Below are 14989 nucleotides of genomic sequence, written 5' to 3'. Positions count from 1 at the left end.
CGCGGTGGCCGGAAATCACGCCGCGCGCGGGCGGTGGCCGCGTTAGGTTGGACGCATGCGCTTCGGATTGTTCGTTCCCCAGGGCTGGCGGCTCGACCTGGCCGGCATCGACCCCGCGGACCACTGGAAGACCATGCTCGGCCTCGCGAAACACGCGGAGGCGGGCCCCTTCGAATCGATCTGGGTCTACGACCACTTCCACACCGTGCCCGTCCCGACCGAGGAGGCCACGCACGAGGCCTGGTCGCTGATCTCGGCGTTCGCCGCGGCGACCGACACCGTGCGGCTCGGGCAGATGTGCACCTGCATGGGGTACCGCAACCCCGCCTACCTGGCGAAGGTCGCCGCGACCGCCGACCTGATCTCGGGTGGCCGCGTCGAGATGGGCATCGGGGCCGGCTGGTACGAGCACGAGTGGCGGGCCTACGGCTACGGCTTCCCGTCCGCCGGCGAGCGGCTCGCCCAGCTCGACGAGGGCGTGCAGATCATGCGTGACCTCTGGACCACCGGAACGTCCACACTGGACGGCAAGCAGTACCGGACCGACGGGGCGATCCTGCGCCCGCTGCCGCCGCAGGAAGGCGGCATCCCGCTGTGGATCGCCGGCGGCGGCGAGAAGAAGACCCTCCGGATCGCCGCGAAGTACGCGAAGTACACGAACTTCGCCGGCGACCCCGAGACGTTCACCCGCAAGTCGGAGATCCTCGCGCAGCACTGCAAGGACGTCGGCACCGACTTCGACGCGATCGTCCGCTCGGTCAACCACAACGTGGTCATCGGGGAGACGGAGAAGGACGTCCAGGACAAGCTCGCCTGGCTCAGGTCCCACCTCGACAAGTACGTGCCTGCCGACGCCGCGGAGCGGTGGCACGGCGTCTTCGCCAACAGCCCTGCCACCGGCACCCCCGAGCAGGTCACCGAGAAGCTCGCCGCGCTGGGGCAGCTGGGTATGTCCTACGCGATCTTCAACTTCCCGGAAGCCGCGTACGACCGGTCCGGAATCGACCTGTTCGCCGAGAAGGTCGCTCCGGCGCTCGCCTAGGGCACCGCCGGGCTGCCGCCGGTCTGCACGGGCAGGCCGGCGGCGGCCCAGGCGCGGAAGCCGCCTTCGAGGTCGGTCGCCTTCGGCAACCCCAGCCGCTGCAGGTCGGCGGCCGCGAGGCTCGACGAGTAGCCCTCGTTGCACAGCACGACCACCGTCGAATCCGGGGTCACCCCGGGCAGCCGCCACTCGCTGTCCGGCGCCAGCCGCCACTCCAGGTGAATTCGCTCGACGATCACCGAACCCGGGATCTCGCCCTCGGCCCGCCGGTTCGCCAGCGGCCGGATGTCGACGAGCAGCGCGCCCGCCTCCTGCAGCTCGCGGGCCCGGGCGGGGCCGACGCGGTCCAACCCGGACCGCGCGGCGGACAGGAACGTATCGATGGCGCTCATCCGTGGACGATAGCGGGCAGCGGCGGGATTTCCGCCGGAACGTCGGCGAGCGAGGCGTACTCGCGCGTCGCCACCAGCGGCGGCGAATACGCGTGGACGCTGGCCGCGGGCCGGTCGCCGAGGCCGGTGACCTGGTGGGCGCGGCCGGCGCCGAAGCCGAGACCCTCGCCGGCGAGGTGCGTGCGGCGCCGGATCGGGCCACCGGGGTAGCGGTACTCCTCGCCGAGTTCACCCTGCAGGACGGTGAACGAACCGGACGCGCCGCCGTGGTCGTGCGGCTTCGTGTGCTGGCCGGGCAGCCACGACAGCAGCCACAGCTCGACGCCGTCGGTCAGCGCCAGCCGCGCCCACCAGCGGCGGTCCTCGTCGAACCGCAGGATGCCGCGCAGATCGGCGGTCAGCTCGGTGGTGACGGTGGCGGTCAGGTCGGCCAGCTCACGCGGCGTCCAGAGCAGCCGCGACGGGTGCAGCAGCTCGGGCAGCAGCGGGTCGGTCAGCTGCGGGTGGATTTCGACGGGCGGGCGAACCAGGGACGTGGTCAACGCGGGTGCTCCTCGGACGCGAAGGTGATCGGGACGCCGGGACAGCACGGCACCGCACGCGCCGGAAGAGGACGCGAGGGATCAGCGGAGCCGCGCCCGGGTACACCCGGCCGAGGCGACGAGGAGCAGGTCGATGGTGCGACGGCGCCAGAACGAACCCCGGGTGATCCCGGTGGTGGGCGCGTCGGCTGACATGCCGGCAATCCTGCCACAGCGACGCCCGGAGCTGCTCTCTCGCGGTGCGGCGTTCCACGTCGTGGACAGTTCCGACCTGCCGGATCGCCGTCTCACCCGGGCGGGTGCGCACGCGCGCGCGACGACAGACAGAATGGGCCTCGTGAGCGAGCCGATCCAGCCCAGCGAACTTGACGACCTCGTGGTCCGGATGGCCGGTGTCGGCGTCCGCCGCGGGACCAACGACCTCCTCGCCGGCCTCGACTGGAGCGTCGAACTGGACGAGCGCTGGGTGGTGCTCGGCCCGAACGGCGCGGGCAAGACCACCCTGCTGCGCCTGGCCGCGGCCGAACTGCACCCGACGAACGGCGAGGTTGACCTGCTCGGCGAGCGGATCGGCCGGGTCAACATCTTCGACCTGCGCCCGCGCATCGGGTTCACGTCGGCGGCCATCGCCCAGCGCGTGCCGGGCGACGAGCTGGTCAAGGACGTCGTGGTCAGCGCCGGCTACGCGGTGCTCGGCCGCTGGCGTGAGGAATACGACACCCTCGACACGGCCCGCGCGACCGAGCTCCTGGACGCGATGGGCATCGGGCACCTGGCCGAGCGCACCTTCGGCACCCTGTCCGAGGGCGAGCGCAAGCGGGCCCTGATCGCCCGGTCGCTGATGACCGACCCGGAGATGCTGCTGCTCGACGAGCCCGCCGCGGGTCTCGACCTCGGCGGCCGCGAGGACCTGGTCGCCCGCCTGTCGGACCTGGCGCTGGACCCCGACGCGCCGGCCCTGGTCCTGGTCACCCACCACGTCGAGGAGATCCCGCCCGGGTTCACCCACGCGCTGCTCCTGCGTGACGGCCACGCGGTGGTGTCCGGGCTGGTCGACGACGTCATCACCAGCGAAAACCTGTCGAAGACGTTCGACCAGGACCTCGTGCTCGAGCGTTCCGGGGATCGCTTCTTCGCCCGCCGTCGCTAGGCTGTCCCTACCGACCGGTAGCGTGCTGGCAGATCGTCAACGAGGAGGATGGGCGTGGGAGAGTTCGTAACCCTGGAGGTCAAGGACGGGGTCGGCACCGTCCGGCTCGACCGGCCGCCGGTCAACGCCCTGAACGCCCAGGTCACCGCCGAGCTGGCCGAGCTGGCGAAGGAGGCGACCGAGCGCGACGACGTCCGCGCGGTGATCCTCTACGGCGGCGAGAAGACCTTCGCCGGCGGCGCGGACATCAAGGAGATGGCCACCCGCACCTACCCGGAGATCGCCAAGTTCGGCGCGAACCTCACCGGCACCCTCGCCGCCATCGCGAACATCCCCAAGCCGGTCGTCGCGGCCATCACCGGGTACGCCCTCGGCGGCGGCCTCGAACTCGCGCTGACCGCGGACTGGCGGGTCGCCGGCGACAACGTCAAGGTCGGCCAGCCCGAGATCCAGCTCGGCGTCATCCCCGGCGCGGGCGGCACCCAGCGCCTGGCCCGCCTGATCGGCCCGAGCAAGACCAAGGACATCGTCTACACCGGACGGTTCGTCAAGGCCGAAGAGGCGCTGCAGCTGGGGATCGTCGACCAGGTCGTCGCTCCGGACGACGTCTACGCGGCCGCGCACAAGTGGGCGGCCCAGTTCGCGAACGGCCCCGCCGTGGCGCTGCGCGCGGCCAAGGCGGCCATCGACGGCGGTCTCGACATGGACCTCCCGAACGCGCTCAAGCTCGAGTCGCACCTGTTCGCCGCCCTCTGGGCCACCGAAGACCAGCAGAACGGCATGAAGTCGTTCATCGAAAACGGGCCCGGCAAGGCCACTTTCGAAGGGAAATGACGCCTTGACCGACGTGAACGACCCGGCGCCGAACCCGCACGCCACCGCCGAAGAGGTCCAGGCCGCGTACGCCGACCCCAAGCTGGCGAACGTGCTCTACCACGACTGGGAAGCCGGCACCTACGACGAGAAGTGGTCGATCTCGTACGACGAGCGCTGCATCTCCTACGCCACCGACGTGTTCAACGCCGTCGCGGGCGAGGACGGGCAGCCCTACCAGCACGCGATGGAGCTGGGCAGCGGCACCGGCTTCTTCCTGCTGAACCTGATGCAGGGCGGCGTGGCCAAGAAGGGCTCGGTCACCGACCTCTCGCCCGGCATGGTCCAGGTCGCGCTGCGCAACGCCGAGAAGCTCGGCCTCGACGTCGACGGCCGGGTCGCCGACGCCGAGCGCATCCCGTACGACGACAACACGTTCGACCTGGTGGTCGGGCACGCGGTGCTGCACCACATCCCGGACGTCCAGGCGGCGTTCCGCGAGGTGCTGCGCGTGCTCAAGCCGGGCGGCCGGTTCGTCTTCGCGGGCGAGCCGACCAAGGTCGGCGACTTCTACGCCCGCAAGCTCGGCCAGCTCACCTGGTTCCTGACGACCCGGGTGACGAAGCTGCCGGCGCTGCGCGGCTGGCGGCGTCCGCAGTCCGAACTGGACGAATCGTCGCGGGCCGCCGCGCTGGAGGCCGTGGTCGACATCCACACCTTCGACCCGTCGGAGCTCGAGTCGTGGGCCCGCGGGGCCGGCGCCCAGGACGTCCGCGCGGTGACCGAGGAGTTCGCCGCCGCGCTCGCGGGCTGGCCGATCCGGACGTTCGAGGCCGCCGTGCCGTCGGAGAAGCTGACCGTGCGCTGGCGGATGTTCGCCTACCACCTGTGGCTGCGGCTGTCCGCCGTGGACAAGAAGGTGCTGTCGAAGATCCTGCCGCGCGAGCTGTTCTACAACGTCATGATCACCGGGACCAAGCGGCCGTCCTGAGTTGGGGTATTCGTTCAGCCTCGGCGACGTCGCCTACCTGCGCTCCGGCGCGGGGGTGGCGGCGCTCGCCGAGGTTTCGGCGTGGCCGCTGACCGACCCGATCAAGTCCGTGGCGCAGGTGCGCCGCCTGGTGGGCGAGGAGCACGCGGCCGCCGTCCTGGAAACCGTGCAGCTGCGGCGGAAAGCCGTCGGCAAGCTGTCCGGGGTGGACTGGCTGTTCACCTCCGACGCGCTCCAGCAGGCGAGTGCGTCGATCGTCGCGCGGCACCGGGCTCGGCGGCTGGCGGGCCTCGACGTCCACGACGTCACCTGCTCGGTGGGCGCGGACCTCGTCGAAATCGCCCGGGTCGCGCGTCGCACGATCGGGTCCGATGTGGATCCCGTCCGGCTGGAAATGGCCCGGCACAACGGAACGGCGGCCGGTGTCGCGTTCGGACTCGCGCGTGCCGACGCCCTGCGTCCGGCCAGCCGGTCCGGGGTGGTCGTCGCCGACCCGGCGCGGCGCGACTCCGCCGGCCGCCGGGCGTGGAAACCCGCCGACTTCGCCCCGCCCCTGGACGGGCTGGTCGAGGCCTGCCCGGGTCGTCCGCTGGCGATCAAGTGCGCCCCCGGCCTCGACTTCACGCTGACGCCGTGGGCCGAAGAGGTCGAACTCGTGTCCCTGGACGGCCAGGTCCGGGAATCCTGCCTCTGGCGGGGCCTGGGCACCGGCGTCAGCCGCCGGGCGACCGTGCTGCGCTCGGACGGGACACAGTGGACGGTCACCGACGCGGATCCGGACGAACTGCCCACGCGGGAGCCGGGGGAGTGGATCGTCGACCCCGACGGCGCCGTCGTCCGCGCCGGGCTGGTCCGCCACTACGCGGCGCGGCACGGGTTGTGGCAGCTGGACGACCGCATCGCGTACCTGACCGGCGACGCGCCGCCACCGGGCGTGCGCGCGTTCCGCGTCCTCGAACACGGGCCGTACACCGAGAAGGCGCTGAAGGCGGTCCTCAAGCGGCACGACGTCGGACGGCTGGAAATCCTGGTGCGCGGCCTCGACGTCGATCCGGACGCGCTGCGGCGACGGCTGAAACCCCGTGGTGGCGCGGAGGCCTCGGTGGTGCTGACGCGGATCGGGCGGTCGCCCGTCGCGTTCTTCTGCCGTGCCGAACGCATCACGTGAACAGAAACTTTCGAGGGGTGGAACTCCCGGTGAACGTGACGTAGGTTCCCCGGGTCGTCAAAGTTCCACTGGAGGGTTCGCCGTGTCCGGAAAATGGTCAAGTCTCGTCAAGCTCGCCGCCGCCGCGGCCATCGGCGCCACCGTCGCCTCGGGGGCGACCGCGCTCGCCGGGTCGGACGACGCGACCGCCGCCCGCTCGAAGGAACCGGCCAACATCGGCCAGGTCAAGCTGGACGTCAAGGCCTACTACGGCGACTACGTCGACGCCGCCGGCAAGCACCACTACTCCGACACGAGCCGGTTCGCGAAGGACACCAACCGGGTCGTCTCGGACGCGAAGCGCTACCTGCAGCAGTCGTTGGGCCGGGTGAAGAACCCGGCGATCGTGCTGGACGTCGACGACACGTCCGAGGTCACCTACGGCTGGGAGGCCGACAACGACTTCGGCTTCGACCCGGTCAAGCAGCAGCAGGCCATCGACAACGGCACGTTCGTCGCCAACAAGCCGGTGCTGGAGCTGGCGAACTGGGCGGCGCAGCGCGGCGTCCAGGTCTACTTCCTGACCGGGCGCAACGAGTTCCAGGGCCCGCAGTCGCTGAAGAACCTCGCCAACGAGGGCTTCCCCGCCCCGGCCGGCGCGTTCTTCAAGCCGAAGACGACCGCGCCGGACTACCTGCCGTGCGGGCTGACCTGCACCACCGTCCAGTACAAGTCGGGCACGCGGGCGCACATCGAGGCGACGGGCGCGAGGATCGTCCTCAACCTCGGCGACCAGTTCAGCGACCTCGAAGGCGGCCACGCGCTGCGTCCGGTCAAGCTGCCGAACCCGATGTACTACCTGCCCTGATCGCGGAATATCGGCCGGGCCCGGCGCGCTGCTCACTGAACACAGAACTCTTAGGGAGCTGAGATGGCGAAGAAGGTTCTGCAGCCGGGTCCGGACCACCCGATCACCGTCGAGCCGACGAAGGCGCGTGTGGTGGTCAAGGCGGGCGGGCGCGTCATCGCGGACAGCCGCAACGCGTTCACCCTGCAGGAATCCACCTACCCCGCGGTCCAGTACATCCCGCTGGCGGACGTCGACGCGAGTGTGCTCGAGCGGACCGACCACGAGACGTACTGCCCGTACAAGGGCGAGGCCAGCTACTACTCGCTCAACGCGGGTGACGTGCAGGGCGAGAACGCGGTCTGGACGTACGAGAAGCCGTACGACCCGGTCGCGCCGATCAAGGACCACGTCGCGTTCTACCCGAACGTGGTGGACTCGATCGAGCTGATCGAGGACTGAGCTGGACCTCGACCTGCTGCGCACGTTCCTGGCCGTCCACCGGGCCGGCTCGCTGACCGGCGCGGCGCCGTCACTGGGACTCTCCCAGCCGACGGTGACCGCGCAGGTCAGAGCCCTGGAGGAGCAGCTCGGCCGGCAACTGTTCGTCCGGCGCGCCCGCGGCGTCACCCCGACCTCGGCCGCCGACGACCTCGCCGCCCGGATCGCCCCGCACATCGACGCGCTCGCTTCGGTGACCGTCGGTGAGGCTGACCCGTTCGCCGCACCGGTGCACCTGGCCGGGCCCGCCGAGCTGACGGCCGAGCGGGTCCTGCCCGCGCTGGCGGGTCTGGTCGCGTCCGGTCTCGAGCTGCGCGTGACGTTCGGCCTGGCCGACGACCTCCTCGCGGGCCTCACGCAGCGGCGCTTCGACCTGGTCGTCTCGACGATCCGCCCCCGCGGCCGCGGCTTCACGGCGACCCCGCTGACCGACGAGGAGTTCGTCCTGGTCGGCCCGGGCGGTTTCACCGGCGACCCGCGTACCGCGCCCCTCGTGGCGTACGCGGAGGACCTGCCGATCATCCGCCGCTACTGGCGTTCGGTACTGGGCACCCGCCCGCCCGCGGGGCCGGCGGTGGTCGTACCCGACTTGCGCGCGGTCCTGGCCTGCGTGCGAGCGGGCTTCGGCGTCAGCGTGCTGCCGAGGTACCTCTGCGCGGCCGAGCTGGCTTCGGGGGCGCTGATCGCGCTGCTGGAGCCGGAGGAGCCACCGATCAACACGCTCTTCGCGGTCACCCGGGCGGGGCCCTGCCGGCCGGGGTCCGCGGCGGTGCGGGACGCACTGCTCGCGGACGCCGCCCGGTGGTGACTCAGCCGGTGTACCCGGCGAAGATCTTCGCGAACTCGTACTTCGACTGCGGCACGTTGGTGCACTTGTAGAGCGCGCCGGTGCACGCGTTGGCGTCGCGGCCGGCCTCCCAGAACGACAGCATGCCCAGGTGGACCGTCTTCGCGAAGGCCACCAGCGCCTTCGCGTCCTTCTGGTAGAAGATTTCGTTCTGCGAGTCGTTGACGCCGATCATCGGGGTGACGCCGACCTTCTTCCACGCCGCCGCGTCGCTCAGCCCGTAGAGCGACTTGAGCTGCGCCTGTGTGGCCTTGGCCGCCGAGATCGCCTTCGCGCCCTGGTCGCCGGCGCCCTGGTAGTAGTCCATCGCCATGATGTTCACGAGGTCCAGGTTCACCCCGGCGTTCTTCGCGGCCTTGACGACGTTGAGCCCGTCCGCGGTGAGGCCGTCGGGCAGCACCGGCAGGGTCAGGGAAATCTTGAGTCCCGGGTTGTTGTCTTGAAGCGTCTTCAGCGCTTGGGAGCGGCGCGCGATCGACGTCGGGTCCGCGACGGCCGCGCCTTCGATGTCGAAGTCGGCGTACTTGAGGCCGTAGGCCTTGACGACGGCGTCGTACTCGGCCGCGACCTGCGCGGACGTGCTGCACGCCTGGGCCAGTTCGATGCCGGACGCGCCGCCGAAGGAGATCTTGACGTCGCCGCCCGCGGAGCGGATCTTCGCGATCTCGTCCTGCTGCCACGCCGTGCGCGGGTCGTAGGCGCCGAACCAGCTGGCCTTGCAGCCGTAGGAGTTGACGAACGCGAGCGTGAAGCTCTTGACGCCGCTCGCGGCCGACATCGCCGACAGGCTGGGCGTCGGCCAGGCGCCCATGTCGACATAGGGACCGACCGGGATCGGCGACCCGGCCGCGGCATCGGCGACCCCGGTGCTCAGCAGGGTGGCACCGGCCAGCGCGGCCAGCAGGGAACGGAGACGCATGGGAACCTCCACGACTCGAAGCGCGGCGGCGGAAACCTGTCTCCATTGGTATAGACCTTTTACTGTGGTGTGGACCATAGGCTGATCGGGCTACCCCGGTCACGCTGGGTCGCTCAGGCCGCCGCGCGACGCCGTCCCCGGCCCAGCCACCACTCGGCGGCCAGCAGCGGGAGCACCCAGCCGGTCCACGTGGTGATCCCGGCGATCGCCTGGCCCAGCGCGACTTCGCTGCCGCCGAACGTCGTGTCCAGCTGCGGTGTCAGCACCATCGCCCAGACCACGCCCCAGATCCGGTTGCTGATGATCGACATGCACAGCGCGAAGCTGCGGACCATCCACCGCCGGTGGTCGCCGAACCGGCGCGCCCGGGCCATCCGGTAGCCCTGCACGGTGCAGCCGAACCAGAGGATCGCGAGCAGGACGTTCGACACGGCTCCGACCGGGCCGAACGGCGCGGCGAGCGCGATGACGAAGCCGGCGATCGACGCCGGGATCGCGCCGGCGAAGACGTACACGCGCCCGGTGCGGCGGTGCACCGCCGGGTACTTCTGCCGCAGCCACGGCCAGATCTGCAGTGCGCAGGTCACCATGGCGACGGTCGCGAAGCCGATGTGCGTGACGAGCACCGGGTAGTACCAGCCGGTGGGGGCGGGGATCCGCGACTGCGCGGGGTCGAGCCCGAGGTAGGGCGGCAGCGAAAAGACCAGGAACGCGGTGACCAGCAGCCCCAGTGGGAACACCCACGGGCGGCGCACCCACGGCTTCGAGCGGCGGACTTCGGTCGTCGTCATGGTTCCCCCTGATTTCTCGTACGGTGTATTCGGACCGTATTGTGCGGCCTTTCGCACCGGCAATCTCTGGTGCAGACATTGGGGGAGTACCCTGGAAGTGTTCTAGGCTCTGCCGGCAACTGTTCTAGTACGGAGTGGCTGTGACCGAGGCGCCCTACCTCCGGATCGCGGCGGACCTGCGTCGCCGGATCACGGCGGGCGAGCTGCGGCCGGGCGACCGTGTCCCGTCGACGCGGGCGCTGGTCCGCGAGTGGGGGGTCGCGATGGCGACGGCCGCGAAAGCGCTGTCGGCGCTGGGCGAGCAGGGCTGGGTGCGTGCGGTGCCGGGCAGCGGCACGGTCGTCGCGGACCGGACGCCGGTCAAGCCGCCGCTGGGCCGCGACAGCCTGGTGCGCGCGGCGATCGCGCTCGCCGACGCCGAGGGCCTGGCCGCGCTGTCGATGCGGCGGCTGGCGGCCGAGCTGGGCGTCGGCCCGATGGCGCTGTACCGGCACGTGCCGGACAAGGACGAGCTGCTGCGGCTGATGGCGGACGTCGCGCTCGGGGAGGCGGAGCTGCCGGAGCCAGGCCCGGCTCCGTGGCGGCCGCGCCTCGAGCTGGCCGCCCGCGCGCAGTGGCGGGCGTACCGCCGTCACCCGTGGCTGGCGCCGATCCTGCTCAACTCCCTGGTCCGCCCGCCGGTGCTGGCGGCGGGCTTGCGCCTGGTCGACTGGTCGCTGCGCGCGCTGGCCGGAACCGGTCTGAAGCGGCGGGTGAAGCTGCAGGTGATCATGACGCTCAACGGCTGGGTCGGCGGCCTCGCGGCGAGCAACGCGTTCGAGGTCCAGGCCGAGCAGGACACGGGCATCACGGGCGACCAGCGCCTGGAGGCCGACATGGCGCTGCTGACCCGGTTCCTCGAATCGGGCCGGTTCCCGACGCTGACCGAGGTGATGACGGGCGTCGAGAACGTCGACCTCGACGAGGCGTTCGAGTTCGGGTTGCAGCGTCAGCTCGACGGGATCGGCGTGCTCCTCGGATAAGGTGGCACCGGTGTTGATCGCCACGGAACGGCTCACGCTGCACGCGTGGTCCGAAGCGTTTTTCGACGACTTGTTCGGGTTGGCCCAGCTGCCGGAGACGGTCCGCTACGTGGGTACCGGTGAGCCGTGGAGCCACGAGTACACGCTGGCCAAGCACCGCGCAACGCTGGCGCACTGGGCCGAACACGGCTTCGGCTGGTTCGCGGTGTCGGCGGCGCCGGGATCGTTCGACGGAGTGGTCTCCCTGGTGCGGCGGGCGGCGACGGAGTCGGGCCTGGGCGTGCCGGCGGTGGAGATGGGCTGGTGGATCGCGCCCTCGGGCTGGGGCCGCGGGTACGCGACGGAAGCGACGTCCGCGGTCCGCGACCGCGCGTTCGAGTCAGGCTGGACGGATCGGCTGCTGGCGGTCTACGAGCCGGCGAACAAGCCGTCGGCCCGGGTGGTCGAGAAGCTGGGATTTTCCTTGCACAGCAAGTTCGTCCTGGACGGACGGGTGGAGCAGCGGGCGGTCCTGGACCGCCCGCGCTGACCCCGTCAGACCGACGCCGGCACTTGCCCCACCCACCGGCGCACCGCTTCCGCCAGCCCGGCGTCGCCCGAGTCCGGCGTGCCCACCCAGGCGACGTGACCGTCCGGTCGCAGCAGCACCGCCTCGACGTCCAAAGGAGACAGACTCGACGCGGCCACCACCTCGACCCCGCCGGACCAAGCCGCGAACGACCCCGAGGCCGTCAGATCCAGCAACACGGGCCGCCCGGCGTGCAGCAAGGCCGCCAAGTGCGTCTCCGCTCCCGAGGCCAGCAGCGGCACGTCCGGAGCCAGCCGCCCGGACCACGGGTGGCCGCCCGGCTCGTAACACGTGTCCAGGCCCGTGATGATCTCCGCCAGTGCGCGGTTCCCCGCCGGGTGCGCCGCCACCCGGCGCATCAAGTCCGCCCACGGCTCCTCGGCGGCTTCTTCCAGCGCCACCTGCGCCCGCGTGTTCGCCAGGATCCGCTCGCCCGCCGCGTGCCGCTCGTCGTGGTAGGTGTCCAGGAGGCCTTCCGGCGCAGTGCCGAGCACCGTCGCCGCCAGTTTCCAGCCCAGGTTGAACGCGTCGTCCAGAGCGACGTTCACGCCGATCGCTCCCGCCGGGGGGTGGATGTGGGCCGCGTCGCCCGCCAGGAGCACCCGGCCTTCGCGGTACCTCGAGGCCAGGCGAGCCGCGTCGCCGAAGCGGCTCAGCCAGCGGGGTGCGCGCAACTCGACGTGGCGGCCGAGGACCGCGTCCACCTGGGCTTGCAGCCTCTCCAGCGTGACGGGCGTGTCCTTGTCCGACGGCGGGTCGTCCTCCCGGACCACGATCCGGACGTAGCCCGGCCGCGGGATCACGAACACGCTCCGCCCGTCCGGGCCCGCCGAAGGCCCGTACGGCAGCTCGCATTCGACGTCGCCGAGCAGCGCGTACCAGCGTGCGTCGACGCCGGGGAAGCCGATGCCCGCCTGCTTGCGCACCGTGCTGCGGCCGCCGTCGCATCCGACGAGGAACCGTGCGCGGATCGTCCGGCCGAAGCGTCCGTTGTGGACCGTCGTGGCGACCTCGTCCGCGGACTGGGTGAACGAGCGCAGGTCGTGGCCGCGCAGGATTTCGACGCCCAGTTCGAGCGCCCGCGCCTCCAGGACCTCTTCGACGCGGGTCTGCGGGATGCCCAGCGAGAACGGGTGGTCCGTCGCCGCGCCGTCGAGCAGCAGCGGGCCGGGCAGACCGGTGACCGGTGCGTGCGGCACCCGGTGCCCCTCGGCCACCAGCCCCTCGGCCAGGCCGCGGCGGGCCAGCAGGTCCAGCGCCCGCGCGTTCAGGTTGAAGCCGCGGCAATACGGCGGACGTTCCGGCAGGCGTTCGACGATCGTGGTGCGGACGCCGGCCAGCGCGAGCTCCGCGGCGAGCAGCAGGCCGGCCGGACCGGCGCCGGCGACGAGGACATCGGTGTCGGACATGGTTCCCCTCAGAAGTTCTCGGGCCACGGCAGGGAGCCGGACCGGATTTCGGCGACCGTGCGGCGCGCCCAGTCGAGCTCCGCCTGCCACGCGTGGCGGACGAACTCGACCTCGATCATGAACAGCCGCGGCGCGCCCTTGCCGACCGTTTCGGCCAGCGCCGTGTCCGCGCCGTCGATGCGTTCGGCGAGGTGGCGGGCGCGTTCCTCGAGCGCGTCGGCGGCGCGCTCGGGGCCGAGCGCGCCGAGGTAGCTCACCGCCGCGACGAACTTCGGGTACTCCGCGACCGGTTCGCGGACCAGTTCGTCGAGCCAGGCGACGAACTCCTGGCGGCCGAGTTCGGTGTGCGCGTAGACCGTCCGCTCCGGCCGGTTGCCCTCCCGGACCGTCTCCACGGGCTCGATCCAGCGGTGTTTCGCCAGCGACTCCACAGTGTCGTAGAGCGACCCCGGGTTGATCTTGAACGTCGAGCCCTTGTGGCGCTCGCGCAGCGTCGACGCCATTTCGTACGGGTGCATCGGGCGTTCCAGCAGCAGCCCGAGCAGGGCCAGCGCGAGGGTGTTGCGGATCTTGCGTGGCGGCACTAGTCGCTCCCTATTAGTCGGAACCGACTATACGACCGCCGTCAAGTCAGGTTGCCGACGCAGGTGTGCAGGAGGTCGGCCAGGCAGCGCTTCCGGTCGGCCGACAGCGTGCTCAGCATTTGCGCTTCGACCTGCGTGATCAGGTCTTCGGCCGCGTCCAGCCGGGCGCGGCCCTGCGGGGTCAGCGTCACCGGGCGCGCCCGGCCGGTGGTCGCTTTTTCGGCGACGGCGACCAGCCCGGCCGACCGCAGGCCGCCCAGGACGTCCCGCAGCGACTGCCGCGTGACGAACGTGATCCGCGCGAGCTCGGCCGACGACGCGCCCGGGTGGTCGTGGAGCGCGCGCAGCACGGCGTACTGCGACATCGACAGGCCCAGCGGGCGGAGCCGGTCGGTGCAGGCCTGGTTCAGGGCCTGCTGGGCGCGTTTGATCAGGTAGCCCGGTCGATCGCCGGTCGGGGCTGCACTCATGACAGGAGCCTTACACATTTCGGCGACCGCCACCATCGACGTCTAGAAGCGCGTTTGCTCCCGCCAGTGGTGGAACAGGGCCGCGTCACCGGACACGGCGAGCCGGACGTCGTCCGCGGCGAGGCGCCCGGTCAGGGCGAGGAGCAGGTCGGCAGCGCGGCCCTCGACGACGACGTCGGCTTCCGAGCCGGCCTCCTCGCTCACCTCCACCCCCGACGGCGTCCGCCGGACGAGCCAGGCGACCTCGGGTTCGGTGGCGCGGAACAGCAGCGTCTCGCCGGTGCCCCGCAGCGACGTCCGGTCCAGGGCCGGGTGCTGTTGCCGCGAAAAGACGACGACCAGGTCCAGGCCCTCGGAAATCCCGTCGGCGGCGAGGTCGGCGTCGACGTCGTACGGTGTGCCGGTCGCGAAGGCGGCGTCCGCGCGGTGGACGACCGTCTCGTGGGTCAGCCGCCGCGTCCAGAACCCGGCGCGCCGATCGGGGGTCCAGGTCGACGTCGGAGTCTCGGGACCGACCTCGGCCACCGCGGCGACGAGCCGCTCGGCACCGTCGCGCAGCCAGCCGCCGAGAGCCTCGAACGCGGGCGGCTCGTCGATCGTGACGGCCTCGAACGGCACGTAACCGCTGGGCCGGCTCGCGATGATCACGGCCGACTTGTGGTAGGCGACGCCGACGTGGCAGGTCAGGTCCCGCAGTGTCCATTCCGGACACGTCGGGACGCGCGCGTCCGGGTCGGCGCCCGCGATCACCGCCCCGAACCGGTCCGCTTCGGTGACGAGGGCGCCGGCCAGCCGGTCGTGGCTCAAAGACATCACCCCGCCACGGTAGGCCGGCCGACGGCGGCCGTGGGGTCATGATCGAGTGCCCCGAAGACGTCCTTCCCGGACCTGGACAGCCGCTTCGCAGCGGACGAAGATCGCTACAGCGATGGGGAGCGGCAGGTCGAAGAGAAC

At 71.5% G+C, this 14989-nt stretch carries 18 protein-coding genes; 10 read left to right on the top strand and 8 right to left on the bottom strand.

The annotated features are described in order from the left end of the window. The first annotated feature begins 55 nt into the window (after nucleotides 1-55). The gene (locus IE317_RS14085; protein WP_191310035.1) at nucleotides 56-1042 is read left to right on the top strand and encodes an LLM class F420-dependent oxidoreductase; all 987 of its coding nucleotides are present in this window, start codon (nucleotides 56-58) and stop codon (nucleotides 1040-1042) included. Here the strand turns inward: IE317_RS14085 and IE317_RS14080 are convergent. Next, the gene (locus IE317_RS14080; protein WP_191310034.1) at nucleotides 1039-1434 is read right to left on the bottom strand and encodes a rhodanese-like domain-containing protein; all 396 of its coding nucleotides are present in this window, start codon (nucleotides 1432-1434) and stop codon (nucleotides 1039-1041) included. The genes IE317_RS14085 and IE317_RS14080 overlap by 4 nt on opposite strands. Then, the gene (locus IE317_RS14075) at nucleotides 1431-1976 is read right to left on the bottom strand and encodes a cysteine dioxygenase (RefSeq protein ID WP_191310032.1); all 546 of its coding nucleotides are present in this window, start codon (nucleotides 1974-1976) and stop codon (nucleotides 1431-1433) included. The genes IE317_RS14080 and IE317_RS14075 overlap by 4 nt, the downstream gene beginning before the upstream one ends. A 328-nt stretch (nucleotides 1977-2304) precedes the next feature. Between IE317_RS14075 and IE317_RS14070 the strand changes: the two genes are divergently transcribed. The 7 genes from IE317_RS14070 (at nucleotide 2305) to IE317_RS14040 (ending at nucleotide 8233) form a co-directional block, all read left to right on the top strand. After that, nucleotides 2305-3126 (top strand): ABC transporter ATP-binding protein, encoded by an 822-nt coding sequence (locus IE317_RS14070; RefSeq protein ID WP_191310030.1) that lies wholly within the window; start codon nucleotides 2305-2307, stop codon nucleotides 3124-3126. Nucleotides 3127-3180: 54 nt separating this feature from the next. After that, nucleotides 3181-3960, top strand: coding sequence for an enoyl-CoA hydratase/isomerase family protein (locus IE317_RS14065; RefSeq protein WP_191310028.1), 780 nt, complete (start codon nucleotides 3181-3183; stop codon nucleotides 3958-3960). Nucleotides 3961-3964: 4 nt separating this feature from the next. Then, nucleotides 3965-4930, top strand: a complete 966-nt coding sequence (locus IE317_RS14060; protein ID WP_191310027.1) for a class I SAM-dependent methyltransferase — start codon at nucleotides 3965-3967, stop codon at nucleotides 4928-4930. Nucleotide 4931: 1 nt separating this feature from the next. Next, entirely contained in the window at nucleotides 4932-6098 is a 1167-nt protein-coding gene (locus tag IE317_RS14055; RefSeq protein ID WP_191310025.1) for a class I SAM-dependent methyltransferase, read from the top strand. Between the two features lie 82 nt (nucleotides 6099-6180). Then, a complete protein-coding gene (locus tag IE317_RS14050; protein WP_191310023.1) occupies nucleotides 6181-6945 on the top strand; it encodes an HAD family acid phosphatase in 765 nt (254 codons plus the stop codon). A gap of 63 nt (nucleotides 6946-7008) precedes the next feature. After that, the gene (locus IE317_RS14045) at nucleotides 7009-7386 is read left to right on the top strand and encodes a DUF427 domain-containing protein (RefSeq protein WP_191310021.1); all 378 of its coding nucleotides are present in this window, start codon (nucleotides 7009-7011) and stop codon (nucleotides 7384-7386) included. A 1-nt stretch (nucleotide 7387) separates the two neighbouring features. Further along, nucleotides 7388-8233 (top strand): LysR family transcriptional regulator, encoded by an 846-nt coding sequence (locus IE317_RS14040; protein WP_191310187.1) that lies wholly within the window; start codon nucleotides 7388-7390, stop codon nucleotides 8231-8233. A 1-nt stretch (nucleotide 8234) separates the two neighbouring features. Here the strand turns inward: IE317_RS14040 and IE317_RS14035 are convergent, their stop codons facing one another. Beyond that, the gene (locus IE317_RS14035) at nucleotides 8235-9191 is read right to left on the bottom strand and encodes a chitinase (protein WP_191310019.1); all 957 of its coding nucleotides are present in this window, start codon (nucleotides 9189-9191) and stop codon (nucleotides 8235-8237) included. Between the two features lie 113 nt (nucleotides 9192-9304). Then, on the bottom strand, nucleotides 9305-9982 hold the full coding sequence (locus IE317_RS14030) for a DUF2306 domain-containing protein (protein WP_191310017.1): 678 nt from the start codon (nucleotides 9980-9982) through the stop codon (nucleotides 9305-9307). Between the two features lie 140 nt (nucleotides 9983-10122). Here IE317_RS14030 and IE317_RS14025 point away from each other — a divergent pair, with 140 nt between their 5' ends. Both IE317_RS14025 and IE317_RS14020 read left to right on the top strand, forming a co-directional pair. Further along, nucleotides 10123-11004: a TetR/AcrR family transcriptional regulator C-terminal domain-containing protein gene (locus IE317_RS14025; protein WP_191310015.1), complete on the top strand. Its 882-nt coding sequence runs from the start codon at nucleotides 10123-10125 to the stop codon at nucleotides 11002-11004. A gap of 10 nt (nucleotides 11005-11014) precedes the next feature. Continuing rightward, nucleotides 11015-11533, top strand: a complete 519-nt coding sequence (locus tag IE317_RS14020) for a GNAT family N-acetyltransferase (RefSeq protein ID WP_191310013.1) — start codon at nucleotides 11015-11017, stop codon at nucleotides 11531-11533. A gap of 5 nt (nucleotides 11534-11538) precedes the next feature. On the opposite strand, the gene IE317_RS14015 is transcribed toward IE317_RS14020, so the two are convergent. From IE317_RS14015 to IE317_RS14000, 4 genes are read right to left on the bottom strand one after another with little or no spacing between them, the layout of a single operon-like run. Further along, nucleotides 11539-12981 (bottom strand): FAD-dependent monooxygenase, encoded by a 1443-nt coding sequence (locus IE317_RS14015; protein ID WP_191310012.1) that lies wholly within the window; start codon nucleotides 12979-12981, stop codon nucleotides 11539-11541. A gap of 8 nt (nucleotides 12982-12989) precedes the next feature. Further along, nucleotides 12990-13565, bottom strand: coding sequence for a PadR family transcriptional regulator (locus tag IE317_RS14010; RefSeq protein WP_191310010.1), 576 nt, complete (start codon nucleotides 13563-13565; stop codon nucleotides 12990-12992). Nucleotides 13566-13606: 41 nt separating this feature from the next. Then, nucleotides 13607-14035 carry a MarR family winged helix-turn-helix transcriptional regulator gene (locus IE317_RS14005; protein WP_191310008.1) on the bottom strand — a complete coding sequence of 143 codons (429 nt, stop codon included), beginning with the start codon at nucleotides 14033-14035 and terminating at the stop codon, nucleotides 13607-13609. Between the two features lie 42 nt (nucleotides 14036-14077). Next, complete coding sequence (locus IE317_RS14000) at nucleotides 14078-14848, bottom strand: maleylpyruvate isomerase family mycothiol-dependent enzyme (protein ID WP_229902704.1); 771 nt, start codon at nucleotides 14846-14848, stop codon at nucleotides 14078-14080. Nucleotides 14849-14989 lie beyond the last annotated feature (141 nt).

This window comes from Amycolatopsis bullii (assembly GCF_014654205.1).
Classification (GTDB): Bacteria; Actinomycetota; Actinomycetes; order Mycobacteriales; family Pseudonocardiaceae; genus Amycolatopsis; species Amycolatopsis plumensis.
This window is presented reverse-complemented; position numbering and strand designations above follow the sequence as displayed.